Consider the following 17,387-nt stretch of genomic DNA (forward strand, 5'->3'; position numbering starts at 1 on the left):
CCGAAGGACGCCCGCTTTTTCAAACCTTAGGAACAAACTTATAGTCATCAACTCTCTCTGAAAGAAACACGATATGCTGCTCCCCAAGCAGGTAATAACGAAAACTACTCCACAACCAGTCTTCCGGTTTCATGACTAACCCTCGAACAACCGGATTCCGGTGCATGTATTTCAACTTCTCAATCCGCTTCTTATCCGTAAATACATTGAAGTCGTAATATCTCCGCTCCCAGGCAGGCACATCAGCCGGAACCATGCCAAATGTATGAGCCGCCCGCCCAAAGCGCTGTTTTACACTCTTCAAAAAGGTTGTAACGTCACCACTCGGTGGCTCGCCGACCAGCAGGTGAACGTGTTCCGGCATGACAACATATCCAGCTATATATAGAAATCGAGAAGAGCGCTCTTCTTCCAAAATTTGAAGAAACAGATCGCGAGCTCTCGATGTTCTTAGGAAAGGCTGAAAGTCACGAAATGCAGATCGCCCGCGCCTGAATAGCGTTTTAAATTTGAGGGCATTGCGGACAGCATACGTCCAGCTCCACACTTTACGCGGAAATGCGCCGCGTAAAGTATGGGGCACCCATGTCTTTGGTTACATGCTCGACATTGATCGAGCACGGATGCGGGTGCCCCACACTTCGCGTATCGGGGCCCCCGGCGCACGCGGTGTTCGTGCGCTGGGGTGAAAAGCGAAGTGTGGGGCCGAAGCGTCCGCAGGGCGCTCCGCTTTTCAGTAAACTCGGTTACAGGATGAACGAACCCTCCACCATCCGCGAAATCCTCGACAACTCCAGGACCATCGCTGTCGTAGGTCTTTCCGATAAAGAAGGCCGCGCCAGCTACGGAGTTTCGCGCTTCATGCAGAGCCGCGGATACCGCATCATCCCCATCAATCCGCAGATTGAAAGCTCTCTGGGCGAGAAGGCCTACCCCACGCTCGACGACGCTGTGAAAGCAGCAGGGAAGATTGACCTCGTGAACGTCTTTCGCGCTCCGGAATTCGTCCCCGAAATCGTAAAAGATACCATCCGCCTAAGAATCCCGTACCTATGGCTACAGGAAGGAGTGATCCACGATGAGGCTGCGCACCAGGCCGAAGGCGCAGGCATCAAGGTTGTGATGGACCACTGCATCCTGAAAGAGCGCATGAACCTGGGCTGGTGAGGACTGGCCGTCCAGGCGAACGCGCCTTCGGCGCAAAAACCTGATCGGCAGCCATACATAACTCTGTTATTTGTCATCCTGAGCGAAGCGTAGCGAAGTCGAAGGACGCGCAGCCGTGAGGCTGCGCCTTTTGCCTTGCAAAGCAAGGCCGCTTTTCTCGAACGAGCCAAGAATTTTGATGTCAAGCCCCTCAACCAGCCCGGAGTTCTCCCAACCATCACAAAACAAGTCAGTTATGCGTCAAAGAAATTTGGCATAGTATTATGCCCAAAATTGATAAACTAAAAATAGAGAGAAGAAGCCGGCCTTAAATAGGCGGGCTTTCGTATTTCTGTACCCTGAGCGCTGTACACTGCACCCTGCAAAGGTAATACCCAAAACAGACCCCCCTCTAAATGCTTGAAAACACTGGAGTAGTGCACAAGCAATAGAAGAATCAATCACTTAGCAGGGGGTGATCCCCTCGTAAGTCATTGAAAACAAATAAAACCACTGCTACATAGGGGGAGGGGGGGTACCCCCTCAGGAAACTTGAGCTGTACGCGGATGTGATCCCATCCATCGTCCGTGCATTGAGGGTGTAACCCTCCTCCCAACTTCCCGTCCTACAATAGACAAAGAGAAAGTGATCTTGTCTATGCGTCCCCGTTATCTGGTGATATTTATTTGCCTGCTGGCGCTTGGCCTCACTGCCAGGGCTGCCCCCACAGCGACAGCGCAGCACCTCAGTGTGCAGCTGGTTGCGCCTCCGGCAGAGCTGTATCCCGGACAGAACTTTACCGCAGGGCTCTACTTCAAGCTGGAGAAGGGATGGCACGTCTACTGGGTAAACGCGGGCGATTCCGGCGAGCCTCCACGCATTAAGTGGACGCTCCCTGACGGAGTAAGCGCAGGCGCAATACAGTACCCCACCCCCAGGCGGCTTCCTCTCGGACCGCTGATGGACTTCGGCTACGAAGACGAAGTGCTGTTTCCTGTCCCCATGCAGGTGAGCCCGGCCTTCAAAGCTCCTGCGACCGGAAAAGCAATTCTCAGCGCAAATGTGAACTGGCTTGTCTGCCGCGAAGTCTGCATCCCCGGCAAGGCGCAGCTTGATGTGGAGCGCAATGCAATGTCTGCAGCTCCGGCAGCGCCAACTTTTGTAGATGCTGACAAGCAGCTGATCGCGCGCATGGAGAGCACCCTCCCGCAGCCGCTGCCTTCCGGCACGCAGGCGAAGTTTGCGCCCACGGCAACAGGGTTTTCGCTCACCCTTCTGACAGGCAAACGCGAGACTGCAGCGCAGTTCTTTCCCTTCGAACAGAACCAGATCGCTAACGCCGCGCAGCAGACTGTAACCCCGTTGAAGAACGGAGTGAAGATTGACCTCAGGAAGGATGAGAACCTGCAGGCCAATCCGAACACGCTGCACGGCCTCGTTGTTCTCGCCGATGGCCGCGGATACGAGCTTCAGGCGGCACAGGGAGTGCTGGCGGCAGAAGCGTCATCAGGAGGAGATTTCAGCGGTGTAGCACGCGCTCTCGCGCTGGCCCTTGTCGGCGGTTTGATTCTCAACCTGATGCCGTGCGTTTTCCCGGTTCTCTTTATCAAGGGATTGTCACTGCTCAACTCATCGCAGCAGGAACGGCACAAACTGCGCGCGCATGGATTGGTCTATACGCTTGGCATTCTGGTTTCCTTCTGGATTGTCGTAGCGGTCCTGCTTCTGCTTCGCGCAGGTGGAAAACAGCTGGGATGGGGATTCCAGTTCCAGTCGCCGGGCTTTGTCGCGGTCATCGCGCTGCTGCTCTTCTTCCTCGGTCTTTCGCTTGCCGGAATGTTTGAGATTGGTCTCACGCTGACCAGCGCTGGTTCGAGCCTCGCAGCGAAGCATGGCTATGCGGGCAGCTTCTTTACCGGAGTGCTCGCCGTCATCGTAGCCACGCCATGCACTGCGCCGTTTATGGGCGCAGCCATTGGCTTTGCGCTGGCACACTCGACCTTGGTCAGCTTCCTGGTATTCACAGCGCTGGCGCTTGGCCTTGCGGCTCCGTATCTGCTGCTGACTTTCCAGCCCGCGTGGACCAATGCGCTGCCGCGACCCGGAGCGTGGATGGAAATCCTCAAGCAGGCGACATCCATTCCCGTTTTCGGCACGGTGATCTGGCTGGTATGGCTCTTTGCTCAGACAGCAGGAGCTAATGCTCTTGTAGGATTGCTGTCAGCTTTTGTCTTGCTGGCAATCGCTGGCTGGATTCTTGGCCGCTGGCCCGCGAAAGCACCGGCAACGCTGGCGGCGGCTGCTGTTCTTGTGGGCGCTGTTGCCTTGTCGTTGTTCTCCGTGCAGAACCTGGGCGCTGCGCCTGTCTCTGCAAACACTGCCCACAACTCGGAGTGGGAGCCATTCACGCCAGCGGTGATCGACAAGTACCGTGGGCAGGGGAGGCCCGTGTTTATCGACTTCACCGCTAAGTGGTGCCTGAGCTGCCAGGTGAATGAGCGCGTCATTCTCAATCGCGCCGATGTACAGCAGAAGCTTCATGACGGCGGCTTTGCCCTGGTCCGCGCTGATTGGACGAACTCGGACGATTCGATTACGCAAGCTTTGAATACCCTGGGACGCAGCGGCGTGCCTACCTACGCCGTGTATTCCGGCTCTTCGCAGGAGCCGCCGCAGGTTCTGCCGGAGGTGCTGACCCCGGGCATCGTTCTCGATGCAATCTCGAAGGTGCAGCAGCAGAAACAGGCCTCAGTTGCCGGAGCTCAGAAGTAAGAAGCGTTACAGCAAAACCAGGGTTGATGCATCTCGAAACCACGGTCCCTCAAGTTGACGCGACCAGCAGGGAACGGCAACCTTGCACTTCTCTCAATAGGACAACGGTAACTCTGGTTTTGCTCTAGACTCAAGCCTGATGCCTACAACATCCGCAACCAAGCCGCCTGTCTTCCTGCTCGACGCCATGTCCTTTATCTTCCGCGCCTATCATGCCATGCAGCGGCAGCGGCCCATGTCTACGCGCAACGGCGTGCCTACGGCGGCGACATATGTCTTCGTAAACATGATCAACAAGCTGCGCCGTGATTTTAATCCGGAATATCTGGCGGCAGTTTTCGATCCGAGTACGCCCGTCTTTCGTGATGAGCGCGCGCGCACCATGACCACGATCCGCAAGTTCAACATAAAGACGCAGACATTCGATGAAGTGGATTACGGCGGTTACAAGGCAAACCGTACCGAGACTCCGCCGGATCTTCTGCAGCAGCTGCCGTACATTCGCCGCGCCCTGGAAGCGTTTCACATTCCAATCCTGCTGGCCGAAGGATTCGAAGCAGACGACGTGATCGGCACGCTTGCTCGTGAAGCTGCCGAGGAAGGCCATCCGGTCTACGTCGTTTCGAACGACAAGGACATGCTGCAGCTTGTCACGGATCAGGTAAAGGTACTCAATCCTGTGAAGGACAATCTCGTCCTGGACCGAGCCAAGGTAGAAGAGACACTGGGTGTTCCACCGGAAAAAGTCATCGACGTGATGGCCCTGCGCGGCGACTCCATCGACAACATTCCGGGCGCTCCCGGCATTGGCGATAAAGGATCGGTGGAATTGATCCAGCAGTTTGGCAGCCTCGATGCCGCGCTCGATCGTGCATCAGAGGTAAAGCGCAAGACCTATCGCGAATCGCTTGAGAACAACCGCGACACCATCATGCTGAGCAAAGAGCTGGTGACAATTCATTGCGAAGTCCCGCTGGAACTGAATCTCGATGCGATGCGCACGCAGCCGCCTGACGTAAACGCATGCCGCCAGCTCTTTACCGAACTGGAATTTACGACCCTGTTGAAGGAGCTCGCTCCTGCCGTTCCGGATAAGCTACCAGAGTACGTGCTCAATCCGGCCTCAGATGAGATTGAGCAATTCGTAGCGCAGGCACGACAGCATGGTTTTGCCCTGGCACTGCCCAGCTCCGAGTTGGAAGCCGTTGCCGAGCAGGTGAGCGAGCAGGAGACGGAATCAGCAGAAGAGAAAGAACCCGAGCTGAAAACGATGTCGCTGCTTGATCTGGCTGAGGCTGCAGAAAAGCCCTCTACTGAAAAGCAGGAGCTTCGAGTTGCCGTTGCAGTGGAAGAAGGCCGTGCGTTGCTGCTTCCGCTGAATTCTGTAAAGGTATTGCTGGAAAATGAAGCAATCCCAAAGAGTCTGCACGATCTGAAGGGCGCACTGCGTGTGCTCGAACATCATGGCGTCCAGTTGAGAAACGCGCAAGATGACTTGATGCTCTATTCCTATCTGGTGAATCCGACGCACGCATCGCACCGCCTCAGCGATGTAGCGGCGCGGTTCAGCAGCCATCCGTTGCAGGAGACAGGCGAGAAACAGCAGACAGAAGCTGCGCATGTCATCCATGCTTTAACTCCCGTGCTGCGTGAAGAAGTCGATGCGCTGAAGGCGCGCGAAGTCTACGAGACCATCGATCTTCCCCTCGTGCCGATATTGCTGGGTATGGAGAAGGCAGGAGTTCGCATCGATTCAGGGGTGCTGCAGCACATGGGCGAGCGGCTGTCGGTAGAGATTCACCGCGTGGGCGAAGAAATCTACAATCGTTCCGGCCATCGCTTCAATATCAATTCGCCAAAGCAGCTAGGAGACGTTCTCTTTAACAAGATGAACCTCCCCAAGCCACTCAAATATGGCAAGGGCAAGGTCGTTTCAACAGCGCAGGATGTACTCGAAGAGCTTGCCGAGCACAATGAGGTACCGCGCCTTGTTCTCGAGTATCGCCAGCTTGCCAAGCTGAAGTCGAACTATGTTGATTCGTTGCCACTGCTGGCTGACAGCGAAGGCCGCGTACACACCACGTTCAATCAGGTAGGCACTGCAACCGGAAGGCTGTCATCAACGAATCCGAACCTGCAGAACATACCAATCAAGACTGAGCTGGGACGGGAGATACGCGCCGCATTCATCGCCGCGTCTGGACGCGTATTGCTTTCAGCCGACTACTCACAGATCGAGCTGCGGCTGATGGCGCATTTCTCGGATGATCCGCTGCTGGTCAAGGCGTATCAGACAGGCGAAGACATTCATACGTTGACTGCGTCAGAGGTCTTCGGTGTTCCTGCCGACAAGATGAGTAAGGAAACCCGCAATCGCGCCAAGGCCGTTAATTTTGGCATCGTGTATGGCATCTCGCCGTTTGGGTTGGCGCAGCAGCTCGGCATAGATCAGCATGAGGCGCGGCTTTATATCGAAACCTATTTTGCGCGCTATCAGGGCGTGCGCGCTTATATCGACTACCTTCTCGAAGAAGTGCGGCGCGAACAGCGAGTGCGCACACTGTTCGGACGCGTGCGGCCAATTCCTGACATTCAGAGCCGCAATGCCAACCTGCGCGGATTTGCTGAACGTACTGCAGTGAATACTCCGCTGCAGGGAACAGCGGCCGATTTGATCAAGCTGGCAATGATCCGCATTGACTGCAAACTGGCAGAGAAGAAGTTGAAGACTGTCATGACACTGCAGGTGCATGACGAACTGCTCTTCGATGTTCCTGAAGAGGAAGCCGATGAAGTGCTCGCACTCGTAAAGCATGAGATGGAGCACGTGATCGAGTTGAAGGTGCCTATCGTTGCTGACTGCGGCATCGGCCCGAATTGGCGGGATCTGAAGTAGAAATCTACACGCCCAGCGCTTCGCGGATCGCGCCTGCAATCCGGTCAGCATGGCGGCGCATTTCGCCCTCTGATTCAGCCTCCACCATCACACGTGCCAGTGCTTCTGTGCCGGAATAGCGCACAACGACACGGCCATTTTCCGCAAGATCTGTCTCTGCTTCGCGAATTGTATCCGCCACAGTTGCAATTTGTTCTAGCGGCTTCTTTTCCTTTACCCGGACGTTCACGATCACCTGCGGAAAGACTTTCAGGTCGGCCACGAGCTCGTGAAGGGGCCTGCCTGAACGGCGAACAATATCCAGTACTACGAGAGATGTAAGCAGCCCATCGCCTGTGGTGGCAAGATGTGGGAAGAGAATATGACCGGACTGTTCGCCGCCCAGAGAAGCATCCTCCTGCTGCATACGCTCAAGCACATACTTGTCGCCGACCGGAGCGCGCAGCATGCGAACTCCATTACGGCGAAGAGCAGCTTCAAGCCCCATATTGGACATAGTCGTGGCAACTACGACGTTGCCTTTGAGCAGTCCGCGTGCTTGCAGGTCGCGTGCGGCAAGCAGAAGCACTGCATCTCCATTCACCACTTTGCCATTGGCGTCGGCAAAGAGCGATCGGTCCGCATCACCGTCGAAAGTCACTCCTATGTCGGCTGAGAGAGATTTTGTTTCTGCTGCAACAACCTCCGGATGCAAGGCGCCACAATTTGCATTGATGTTGCGTCCATCCGGTGAAATGTGCGTGAGATGAATTTGTCCGCCGAGCTGCGCGAAGAGTTCCGGCGCAATCGCGGAGGCTGCGCCATTGGCGCAGTCGAAGACTAATTGCATGCCATCGAGATTCAATCCTGGAACAATGGAGAACAGAAACGTTTCGTAGTCAGCGCGGAATGAGGTATCGACGGACGGCGGCGTCAGCACAGAAACATCCGGTGTGGAAACGTTCTCCAGTTGCCGGAAAATTTCATCCTCAATGCGCAATTCAGTTTCATCAGGAAGCTTGTAGCCATCTGCGCCGAAGACCTTGATGCCATTGTCCTGCCATGGATTATGCGAAGCTGAGATGACAATGCCTGCATCGAAACCATATTTACGCGCGAGATAAGCTATGGCGGGAGTTGTAATCACTCCGGCATTCTCGATTTTTGCCCCACTCTGCGCAAGGCCAGCGGTAAGCACAGCTGCGATCCAGATGCTTGATTCGCGCGTATCCATTCCGATGAGAACACGAGGATGGCTGTTGCGGGCCTTTACCTGGTGCGCTAACGCCAGTCCAACAGCGTAAACAGTTTTCGGATCAAGCGGCGGTTCTCCTGCTACGCTGCGTATTCCATCGGTGCCAAAAAGCTTTCTCATGATTATGTCGTTCTTTCTGGAAAAATATCAGTGACTCTGCTTTCAACGCTCCCATCAGCAAGATGGGCTGTGATTCGCTCGCCTTCCGTCAGCTGTGATGTCTGCCGGATGAGCGTGCCGTTTTCATCGAAAATGAGTGCATAGCCACGGTTCAAAACTGCGAGCGGAGAGAGAGCATTCAAATGTCGGGTCAATGCATCCAGTGTTCCTGAGCTGGTGTTTAGCTGGGTTTCGAGCGAGCGCAACAATCGGCTAGAAAACGATGATAGGCGCTCACTCAGCAAGTGCAGTTTTTGCGTTGCATCCTGTCGCTGCAGCCGTGCGGCAATCTGATGCAGATGTCCCGATGCTTCGCGGCACGCTGCGCCCATTGCTCCTTCCATGCGGAAGCGCAGTTCATCCACGTGCTGCTGGCGGCGGCCAAAGCCTTCACGCAGGCGCACGAGAGCGGCATCCGCGTTGAGGCGCGCGAGACGGTCGCGTGCGTGCAGCAGGCGGTAGCGGCAACCGCGCTCCAGGCGGAGTGCAAGCGATCCCAGGTGCTCCTCGACCTTATGCAACGCACTGGTAATCAGTTCCGCTGCGGCGGAAGGAGTTGGGGCGCGCAGGTCAGCAACAAAGTCGGCAATGGTGAAGTCGGTCTCATGTCCTACCGCAGAGACAACAGGGAGTTCTGATGCTGCTATGGTGCGCGCCAGTGATTCGGAGTTGAACGGAGCCAGGTCTTCGAGCGATCCGCCGCCGCGTGCAATTACGATAGCGTCTACGGCCCGCGCTTTATTGAAGAATGCAATCCCGGAAGCGATCTCAACTGCAGCGGATTCACCTTGAACCAGCGCAGGATAAAGCAGCACATCAAGTGCTTCGTGACGGCGGTTTACGATGTTAAGAAAATCACGGATCACAGCACCGGTCGGCGATGTGATGATTCCCACACAACGGGGAAATGCAGGAAGTGACTTCTTACGGTCCTGGTCAAAGAGGCCTTCCTGCTGCAGTTTTGATTTGAGCTGCTCGAATGCAATTTGCAGAGAGCCTGCACCAACCGGCTCCATGAACTCGGCGACAATCTGCATCTGCCCGCGTTGCTCGTAGACTGACACCCGCCCGCGTACCAGTACCTGCAGGCCGTCTTCCGGACGAAATCGCAGCAGGGAGGCCTGCCTCCGAAAGAGCACTGCAGGCAACTGAGCGTCGCCATCCTTGAGAGTGAAATAGATATGCCCGGAGGATGCTGGCCGAAGATTGGAAATTTCTCCCTCTACCCAGACATCGGCATATTCGCGCTCAATGTGTGCGCGTACTTCACCGACCAACTCCGCTACCTTCCAGGTGCGCCGCGTTTCCACACGTACGGCTTCGAAGGTGAAGCCTAACTGCGGCCCGGATTCGAATGCTGCCTGACTCACAAAGTCTTAGTTTATCGCCGAAAGCGGGAGATCAGATAAAAGAGTGCAGACAGAATGATGCTGATGAGAATCGAACTGCCCAAAGGAAAATAGAACGAGACATTCTTGCCGCGATAGGAGAGATCGCCTGGCAAGCGGCCGAAAGGTATTCCTATCTTCCCAAACAACAAAATCAACCCGCCGAGGATGATCAGCAGCAATCCAAGACCTACAAGCAGGCGGCCAATCTCATTCATATCGCCAGTGTAGAAACCGCATACCGAGGACTCAAGGCTACGCACACGCTACAGTACGCAGTCATATCTTGCAACGACCGGAGCAGGTCTTTGGTTCTTGATGAAAACGTCAGGTGACCGGATGACCGAGACAACTACGCTTCGCGGTTGCGCCTTTCTATTCCGCGTTCGAAGGGGATAAGATTCGACCCTTGTTCCTGGTAGACAGGGAAGTGGTGAAAGCGCATTGCAGACCTACACAACGAACGAAACCAAAAAAAGCAGGCCGCATACAAAGCTGCGACCAGTACACCTATTAGCAGCATCGAACACTCCACTGGGGAAGTCAGAAAAACCTAGTTTTTCTTATTTACGAATGCACATATTACGCTCATGCTGAAACGATTGACCAGAGCGAAATGAAGAAAATTTTTTGTCGGCGAAAATAAAGAGAATTTTCTGTTAAAAGCGAAGAGCGGAGACAGGAAAACGCCTCCGCTCTTTGTCGACGATGACTAAGCGTTAAGCTGTAACCGGCTCCAGCAGGCGCGCCCAGCGTCTCTCGCTGCGCGCTTCCTGCGCTTTTTTATGGAAGGCGTAGCCAGTAATGAGCGGCAGAGCAAGCGTCGCTTCGCTGTAGACCATCTGTTCGAAGGTAGTGTCTACCTTGCCCCATGAGCTGGCTTCCTTCAGCGTGCTTGAGGAAAGAGCGCCGTCGCGAACGTCGGCTACGGTGATTTGAATCGCGTATTTGTGCATCGGCGCTTCGTTGCCGAGAATGTCTGCAGCGACAACGATGTCCTGCGCAAAGTTCTTCGGTACGCCGCCGCCGATCATCAGCAGACCCGTGGTCGGGTTCGCTATTTTCAGCTGGGTAATTTCGTAGAAGTCCTTGGCAGAGTCGATGGAGACCTTCGGCTTGTCCTGGCGTGCATGCTGGTGAGCGACGAGGCCAAACCCTGCGGAGCAGTCGCTGAAAGCGGGACAGAAGATAGGCACGTCCTTCTGATAGGCCGCATAGACGATAGAATCCACGCCGCCCTTTTCCGGAGTCTTGCCTTCCTGCACAAGATAAGCGCCCATGGCGCGGATGAATTCACGCGAGCTGTAGGGGCGCGGGTCAAGCGAGTTGGCGATCTTCTCGGTGGTTTCGTCGCAGAAGCGCAGCTCTTCCTCATCGATCAGCGTGTCATAGATGCGGTCGATCATCAGCTCGCGCAGCGTCGCGTCTTCGGTGCCCTGCTTGAGCAGGTCGTCGGCGATCCAGTGCTTGAAGCCGAGAGCTTCGAAGAAGTCCTGATCGACGATGTTCGCGCCGGTCGAGACAACCGCGTCCACCATGTTGTTGCGGATCAGGTCGACGAAGATCTGTTTCAGGCCGGCGGAGATCAGCGAGCCGGCAAGGCAGAGAATGACGCCGCATTCCTTGTCACGGAGCATGCGCTCGTAAATCGATGCTGCCCGGTAGAGGTCACGGGAGCTGTAGGCCATGTGCTGCATGGCATCCACCAGGTCAACGACATTGTGCTTCTTGATGTCGATGTGCTGAATGGGGTCTTTGAGGAGTTCCTTTTTCGTAGGCATAGCCACTTCAGAATATCAAGAATAGCCGCATGAATACAGGCGATTTATGTTAATTTCCAGCAGCCATAAAAGCGAATTTCCGGCGAACACCCAGGCTTTTTCGGAATCCTGCCATGTCCTACAATTGCCATCCCGACCGGACCCTGAGCAACGCGAAGGGGTAGCGGAGGGACCTGCAGTTTTGCTTGCTCAACCTCAAAATATTTCCAGTTGACAATTTCGCTGGAAAATTCATAACCTTTCCCTAAATTATTTATGGAAAAGCTCAACGATTTATCCGGCGAACTGATCCAGGGAACCCTGGAAATGCTGATCCTCAAGGCGCTGCTGCGCGGGCCCATGCATGGCTATGGTGTGGCGGAATGGATTCATCAAACCTCGCAGCAGGTGCTGCGTGTCGAGGAAGGTGCGCTTTACCCGGCGCTCCATCGACTGGAGCTGCGCGGCCTGCTTTCGGCCAAATGGGGGCTTTCTGAGAATAATCGGCGCGCAAAATTCTACCAGTTAACAGCTGAGGGGAAGAAGAAACTTACTGCTGAATCTCAGCGCTGGGCGCGGCTCTCCGCCGCAGTGGCATTTGTAATGCAGCAGGCTTAAAGGAGAAAAGTCACATGGCGGAATGGCTACATGAAATCAGGCTGCGGGCCAAAGCTCTCTTCCGCAGGCGCCGGCTTGAACGCGACCTGGCTGATGAGTTGGAATTCCACCAGGCCATGCTGCGCGAGAAGCTGGAGCGCGAGGGAACCGTAACTTCAAGCGGTCCTGAGAGTGTGCGACAGAGATTCGGTGATTCCCGCCGCTGGCATGAGCGCACGGCTGAGCTTTGGCAGTTTCGCTGGCTGGAAAACCTGCTGCGCGACCTGAGCTTTGCAGTGCGCATACTACGAAAATCTCCTGGTTTTACGGCTGTGGCGCTGCTGACTCTCATATTGGGCATCGGAGCTAACGCAGCGGTCTTCAGCTTGGTGAATGGACTGCTCTTGCGTCCACTGCCTGTTCCTCATGCAGAAGAATTAGCGGTGCTGCGGCTGGCGCCATCCCGATTTGGCTATTCCTTTTGTGTCTCTGTTTTTCGCGCTTTGGAAAAGCAATCGGACATTTTCCAAAGTGTCTTCGGTTTTTCCAGCCATGAATTTCAGGCCCATAACGGAAACCGCAATGAGACCATTGTTGGCGCACTGGTCAGCGGCCAGTTTTTTGAAGGGCTTGGCGTTCAACCGGAATTGGGTCGTTATCTCATGCCCGCCGACGATCAGCCCGGCGGCGCTTCATCCGGCCTTGCAGTCGTCATCAGCGATTCGTTCTGGAAGACATGGTTCAACCGTGCTCCCGATGTGGTTGGGCGCAAACTCATTCTCGACAATGTGTCTTTTACGGTAGTTGGAGTGATGCCGAGGTCTTTCATTGGCACTGAGATCACGATTCGCCCGCAAATCTATGCTGCGCTGGCGACAGAGCCGCTGGTCGATGCCCCTATCGACATGACGAAGAGCGGATATACCAACTGGTGGTTCCGCGTGATAGCGCGCAGGAAGCCGAATATGTCTCTGGCAGAACTGAACTCGGCGCTGCGGACAATCTCCGAACCCCTGATGAAGGAAGCCATTCCCGACCCCAAATTTCGTATTGACAGCAATACGCGTGAGCATCTCCACCTGGCCGCCGAGCAGGGATCGAAAGGCTTTTCCTATCTGCGCATGAGCTTCCGTTATCCGCTCATGGTTGTACTTGTTTTGTGCGGTACTGTTCTGCTGCTGGCCTGTTTAAACCTGGCCAGCCTGTTGATGGCACGGGCTGCGTCCCGTGAGCGCGAGATTGCCACGCGGCTGGCCATTGGAGCAACGCGGCGCAGAGTGATTCAGCAGTTGCTGGTGGAATCGATGCTGCTGGCTTTGACGGGCACAGTTGCCGGGTTTGCGGTGGCTCCGCTGACGGCTCACTTGCTGGCGTCGTTTATTACACACGGTGATGACCACATGATCATCGATACGAGTGTCGATAGTCGTGTGCTCCTCTTTGCAGCAGGCATCGGGATCCTGTGCACGTTCGTCATTGGTCTTGTTCCTGCATTGCAGGCTTCGTTTGGCAGCCTGCAGAACCAGATGCGTCATGGGAACCACAACCTACGCGCGGCTCGCAGCCAACGCGTGCTTGGCAGCGTGATGCTGGCCAGTGAGGTGGCGCTTGCCTTGATCGTGGTGATCGGTGCGGGGTTGCTGGGTACAAGCCTGTTGCGCATGTACCGTACGGGGCTTGGGTTCGATGGACACGGTGTGCTGTTTGCCGACCTCGATGTTATGAAACAGGGCATGAAGCCGCAGGCGCTGATTGCGTTCTATCGTGATCTTGCAGAACAGACAGCACGTATTCCCGGCGTGAGCCAGGTGAGTTATACCAGTCGGCATCCTTTGTCCGGCAATACCAGTTGGAACGATTGGGATGCAGGCGGTAGAAAAACAACTGTCTATATGAGCTGGGTTGCCCCTGACTACTTCAACGTCATGCGCATTCCTTTCCGTGTAGGCCGGGACTTTGCCTGGTCAGATACTACGGACGCTTCCTTGAAGGTGATTTTGAATGAAGCAGCGGCAAAATCTTTTTTCCCGAATGTTGATCCGGTTGGCCGGCAGGTCCGTGACCTGGAAAAGAACCCTGTAACTTATCAGGTTATTGGAGTCGTCGGAAACACGAAGTACGACGATTTAAAAGAATCCGATCTCCCGATGGTCTATAGAGCGATGTCCCAGGATGACTTCAAATTTCCGATGTATTCGGCGGTCCTTCGCGTGAACGGGAAGATTGGTCCGATTGCTGATGCCGTTCGAAATATTACTACACGGCTTGCTCCGGGAATTCCTCCGCCTGACTTTCTTACGATGGATGAGCAGATCAATGAGGCCATCAGCTCCGAGCGCATGATTGCCATGCTTGCGGTCTTCTTCGCCATCTGCGCATTGCTTGTGACCGGGATCGGCCTCTATGGAACGCTGGCCTATTCTACGGCGCGGCGCACCAGCGAAATCGGCATCCGCATGGCGCTGGGAGCGCAGCGCGGGCAGGTGGCTCTGCTGGTCTTTCGCGAGAATGCGCTGGTTGCCATCATCGGCTCGCTGATCGGGCTGGGTGTGGCGCTGCTGTCGTCGCGCGCTCTGGCTGCGCTGCTCTATAACACCTCCGCACATGATGTCTGGGTGATGCTGCTTTCCGTCGGCATGCTCGGGTTGATTGCCTGCGTTGCGTCGCTTCTGCCCGCTCTCCATGCGGCCCGGATTGAGCCTATGGAAGCGATTCGGTGTGAGTGATTGTCAGGGCACAGGGCTCAGATCCACGCGCCGAACGATTTCCTCTGAGAAACCTCTGTTTTCTCTGCGGTAAAAACCTCGACCGCGGAAGCGAATCAGACGCTGGCAGTTGTCGAACCCCGTGAATGGTTGAATATCTGATAATTGCGCCGAAGGCGCGTATGCCCCAGACGGGCGAGTCTGTATACTCAGCGTGATGAAATACCGTACATTTGCTTCTCTGCGTCGTGTTGCTGTTGCTGCCCTTCTGCCTTTGCTCACCGTTCCACCATCGTTTGGATGGGGGAATGAAGGCCATCGCATGATTAACCGCCTTGCGGCGGAAAGTCTGCCTGCCGATGTACCGGCGTTTTTGCGCGCGACTGCTGCAGTGAACGAAATTGAATATCTCGGTCCCGAGCCCGACCGATGGCGCTCTCCTGCCGAGCCGGAACTGAATGCGGCTCAGGCGCCGGATCACTACATGGATCTGGAACTGGCAGACGTCATCAGTCCGCTGCCGCGCCGCCGTTACGACTTCATCGCCGCTGCTTACGCTGCGAGCCTTACGCATCCGGCACAGGCGCGCGATCTGCGTCCGGAGCGCATCGGTTTCCAGCCGTACATCACAAACGAGGTCTGGGAGCGGCTGAAGGCTTCCATGCGCGAGTATCGTGACCTGAGCGCGAAGCATGAAGACACAAAGTCGGTGGAAGCTGCGATTGTCTTCTACGCCGGATGGCTCGGCCACTATGTGGGCGACGGATCGCAGCCGCTGCACACCACTGTGAACTACAACGGATGGGTCGGCAAAGAGAACCCGAATGGCTATACCACCGACCATACAATCCACTGGCAATTCGAAGGTGTCTACGTTGCTGCGAATATCAAGGAAGCAGACGTGAAGCCATTGGTAGCGCCTGTGCATCCGGTGGGCGATGAGTTCGACGACTACATGGCATACCTGCGTCACTCATCCACGCTGGTCGAGCGCGTGTATCAGCTCGAAAAAGCGCATGGATTCGAGGGAGCCGGGACTCCGGAGGCGAAGCAGTTCACTTCGGAACGGCTGGCCGCCGGGGCGAGCATGCTGCGCGACCTGATCTACGCAGCCTGGGTTGCAAGCGCACAGCCGGTTCCTGAGCGGCATGAAGGCTAATCTTCTGTCTAAGAATGGCCGGCGAAGCCGGTGAGCTCCAGAGCATCGATGAGCTTCATTTTACGGAGATGGCCGAGCACCTGCTCAATCGACCAGTCAAGAGAAGACGTGCCATCGACGATCAGCTCGGCGTATTGCGCTGAGGGCCGCACGAATTCCTCGGCCATGGGACGGACTGTCTCTGCATAATGCTCAGCCACGCATTCAGGAGTGCGGCCACGCTGCTCTACATCGCGCAGAAAGCGGCGCTGGTAGCAGGTTTCGTCGGGAGTATCGACGTAGACACTCAGATTGTAGAGGCGGCGCAGAGCGGGATAATGCAGTGCGAAAATGCCGTCGACCAGAAGAAAATGCGGCTCGTAGATCAAAGCGGTTTTGCCGGGAATGCGAGTGTGGGTAGTGAAGTCGTACTGCGGTTGCTGGATGCTGTGACCTGAGGCAAGTTCGCGGATGTGGTTGACTAGGAGGCTGGATTCAAGAGAGTCGGGGTGGTCGAAGTTCTCGCGGCATCGTTCGTCGTAAGCGAGATGGCCAAGGTCGCGGTAGTAATGGTCGAGGTGGAAATGCGTTCCTTCGAGCTCGCGTGCCAGCTCCTGTGCCAGGGTCGTTTTGCCTGAGCCTGAACAGCCGGCGATGCCGATGATGACAGGTGAGCCGTTCATGCGTTGGATGTCTCCTGATGGATGACGGGGATGAGCGCGGTCAACAGCTGCGTGAATTTGTGCGCGACGCGCTGGCCGGTATCGAGGACTTCTTCGTGTGAGAGCGGCTCGGGTTGAATGCCTGCCGCCAGGTTCGTGACACAGGAGATGCCGAGGACCTCGATCCCCATCTGCCGTGCCGCGATGACTTCCTGCACGGTCGACATGCCGACGAGATCGGCGCCCAAGGTGCGGAAGGCGCGGATTTCAGCGGGAGTCTCGAAATTTGGGCCAAGCACGCAAAGGTAGACGCCTTCGGCCAGTTGGAGATTCTGTTTCTTCGCGACTTCTGTAGCGAGCTGGCGCAGGCGTTTGGAGTATGCCTCGGTCATGTCGAAGAAGCGTGGGCCGAATCGCTCATCATTTTCGCCGGCGATAGGATTGCGCTGCGTGAAATTGATGTGGTCGGAGATGAGCACGAGGTCGCCCTGCTTCATATCGAGACGGATGCCGCCGGCGGCGTTGGTGACGACCAGCGTTTTGATGCCGAGTTGGTCCAGGACGCGGACAGGAAAGGTCACTTCTTCTGAAGAGTAGCCTTCGTAAGCATGCACGCGGCCTTGCATGACAGCGACTGGTACGCCGTCGAATGTGCCGAGGATAAGGCGTCCACGGTGTCCGGGGACGGTGGATTTTGGGAAATGCGGGATTTCGTTGAAGTGGATAACGGCGGAATCGGAGACTTTTTCGGCGAAAGGGCCTAGTCCGGAGCCCAGGATAATCCCGATGGAAGGAGCTATGCCGGCATGCGCACGAATGTGTGCAGCCGCCGCAGTGGCCTTTTCGAATAAAGAAATTTGCGTCACGTCTCTTATCTTTATTACATCATTTCAGATTGCTGAAAAGTCTGGAATGTACCGCACTCGCAT

13 protein-coding genes are annotated in these 17,387 nt (G+C 55.7%); 6 read left to right on the forward strand and 7 right to left on the reverse strand.

Features of this window, described 5'->3' with window-relative positions:
• Window positions 1–19 precede the first annotated feature (19 nt).
• Complete coding sequence (locus AC5S16_RS22245) at window positions 20–583, reverse strand: transposase (RefSeq protein WP_493932320.1); 564 nt, start codon at window positions 581–583, stop codon at window positions 20–22.
• 2 nt (window positions 584–585) lie between these two features.
• On the opposite strand from AC5S16_RS22245, the gene AC5S16_RS22250 reads away from it, so the two are divergent.
• The 3 genes from AC5S16_RS22250 (at window position 586) to polA (ending at window position 6,815) form a co-directional block, all read left to right on the forward strand.
• On the forward strand, window positions 586–1,167 hold the full coding sequence (locus AC5S16_RS22250; RefSeq protein ID WP_493932321.1) for a CoA-binding protein: 582 nt from the start codon (window positions 586–588) through the stop codon (window positions 1,165–1,167).
• Between the two features lie 637 nt (window positions 1,168–1,804).
• On the forward strand, window positions 1,805–3,919 hold the full coding sequence (locus tag AC5S16_RS22255) for a protein-disulfide reductase DsbD family protein (RefSeq protein ID WP_493932322.1): 2,115 nt from the start codon (window positions 1,805–1,807) through the stop codon (window positions 3,917–3,919).
• A gap of 139 nt (window positions 3,920–4,058) precedes the next feature.
• The gene (gene polA / locus AC5S16_RS22260) at window positions 4,059–6,815 is read left to right on the forward strand and encodes a DNA polymerase I (protein ID WP_493932323.1); all 2,757 of its coding nucleotides are present in this window, start codon (window positions 4,059–4,061) and stop codon (window positions 6,813–6,815) included.
• A gap of 4 nt (window positions 6,816–6,819) precedes the next feature.
• Here polA and glmM read toward each other — a convergent pair whose 3' ends face one another.
• The 4 genes from glmM to AC5S16_RS22280 form a co-directional block, all read right to left on the reverse strand.
• On the reverse strand, window positions 6,820–8,169 hold the full coding sequence (glmM, locus tag AC5S16_RS22265; RefSeq protein WP_493932324.1) for a phosphoglucosamine mutase: 1,350 nt from the start codon (window positions 8,167–8,169) through the stop codon (window positions 6,820–6,822).
• 2 nt (window positions 8,170–8,171) lie between these two features.
• Entirely contained in the window at window positions 8,172–9,578 is a 1,407-nt protein-coding gene (gene xseA / locus AC5S16_RS22270; RefSeq protein ID WP_493932325.1) for an exodeoxyribonuclease VII large subunit, read from the reverse strand.
• Between the two features lie 11 nt (window positions 9,579–9,589).
• Complete coding sequence (locus AC5S16_RS22275) at window positions 9,590–9,814, reverse strand: DUF2905 family protein (protein ID WP_493932326.1); 225 nt, start codon at window positions 9,812–9,814, stop codon at window positions 9,590–9,592.
• Window positions 9,815–10,315: 501 nt separating this feature from the next.
• Window positions 10,316–11,377: a 1,9-bis(guanidino)-5-aza-nonane synthase gene (locus AC5S16_RS22280; protein ID WP_493932327.1), complete on the reverse strand. Its 1,062-nt coding sequence runs from the start codon at window positions 11,375–11,377 to the stop codon at window positions 10,316–10,318.
• 255 nt (window positions 11,378–11,632) lie between these two features.
• On the opposite strand from AC5S16_RS22280, the gene AC5S16_RS22285 reads away from it, so the two are divergent.
• The 3 genes from AC5S16_RS22285 to AC5S16_RS22295 all read left to right on the forward strand — a co-directional run bounded on the left by AC5S16_RS22285 (window position 11,633) and on the right by AC5S16_RS22295 (window position 15,817).
• On the forward strand, window positions 11,633–11,974 hold the full coding sequence (locus tag AC5S16_RS22285) for a PadR family transcriptional regulator (protein ID WP_493932328.1): 342 nt from the start codon (window positions 11,633–11,635) through the stop codon (window positions 11,972–11,974).
• 14 nt (window positions 11,975–11,988) lie between these two features.
• Window positions 11,989–14,679 (forward strand): ABC transporter permease, encoded by a 2,691-nt coding sequence (locus tag AC5S16_RS22290; protein ID WP_493932329.1) that lies wholly within the window; start codon window positions 11,989–11,991, stop codon window positions 14,677–14,679.
• Window positions 14,680–14,875: 196 nt separating this feature from the next.
• Entirely contained in the window at window positions 14,876–15,817 is a 942-nt protein-coding gene (locus AC5S16_RS22295) for a S1/P1 nuclease (RefSeq protein ID WP_493932330.1), read from the forward strand.
• An 8-nt stretch (window positions 15,818–15,825) separates the two neighbouring features.
• Here the strand turns inward: AC5S16_RS22295 and udk are convergent, their stop codons facing one another.
• Both udk and AC5S16_RS22305 read right to left on the reverse strand, forming a co-directional pair.
• Window positions 15,826–16,479, reverse strand: a complete 654-nt coding sequence (gene udk, locus AC5S16_RS22300) for a uridine kinase (RefSeq protein ID WP_493932331.1) — start codon at window positions 16,477–16,479, stop codon at window positions 15,826–15,828.
• Window positions 16,476–17,324, reverse strand: a complete 849-nt coding sequence (locus AC5S16_RS22305; protein ID WP_493932332.1) for a purine-nucleoside phosphorylase — start codon at window positions 17,322–17,324, stop codon at window positions 16,476–16,478. The genes udk and AC5S16_RS22305 overlap by 4 nt, the downstream gene beginning before the upstream one ends.
• Between the last annotated feature and the right edge of the window lie 63 nt (window positions 17,325–17,387).

It is taken from the genome of Acidobacterium sp. FHG110202_01 (genome assembly GCF_059115305.1).

What these genes read in the sequence shown, in the direction of transcription:
- AC5S16_RS22250 (WP_493932321.1), top strand. Translation starts at nt 586, where the DNA reads ATGTCTTTGGTTACATGCTCGACATTGATCGAGCACGGATGCGGGTGC.
- AC5S16_RS22255 (WP_493932322.1), top strand. Translation starts at nt 1,805, where the DNA reads ATGCGTCCCCGTTATCTGGTGATATTTATTTGCCTGCTGGCGCTTGGC.
- polA (WP_493932323.1), top strand. Translation starts at nt 4,059, where the DNA reads ATGCCTACAACATCCGCAACCAAGCCGCCTGTCTTCCTGCTCGACGCC.
- glmM (WP_493932324.1), bottom strand. Translation starts at nt 8,169, where the DNA reads ATGAGAAAGCTTTTTGGCACCGATGGAATACGCAGCGTAGCAGGAGAA.
- AC5S16_RS22275 (WP_493932326.1), bottom strand. Translation starts at nt 9,814, where the DNA reads ATGAATGAGATTGGCCGCCTGCTTGTAGGTCTTGGATTGCTGCTGATC.
- AC5S16_RS22280 (WP_493932327.1), bottom strand. Translation starts at nt 11,377, where the DNA reads ATGCCTACGAAAAAGGAACTCCTCAAAGACCCCATTCAGCACATCGAC.
- AC5S16_RS22285 (WP_493932328.1), top strand. Translation starts at nt 11,633, where the DNA reads ATGGAAAAGCTCAACGATTTATCCGGCGAACTGATCCAGGGAACCCTG.
- AC5S16_RS22290 (WP_493932329.1), top strand. Translation starts at nt 11,989, where the DNA reads ATGGCGGAATGGCTACATGAAATCAGGCTGCGGGCCAAAGCTCTCTTC.
- AC5S16_RS22295 (WP_493932330.1), top strand. Translation starts at nt 14,876, where the DNA reads ATGAAATACCGTACATTTGCTTCTCTGCGTCGTGTTGCTGTTGCTGCC.
- udk (WP_493932331.1), bottom strand. Translation starts at nt 16,479, where the DNA reads ATGAACGGCTCACCTGTCATCATCGGCATCGCCGGCTGTTCAGGCTCA.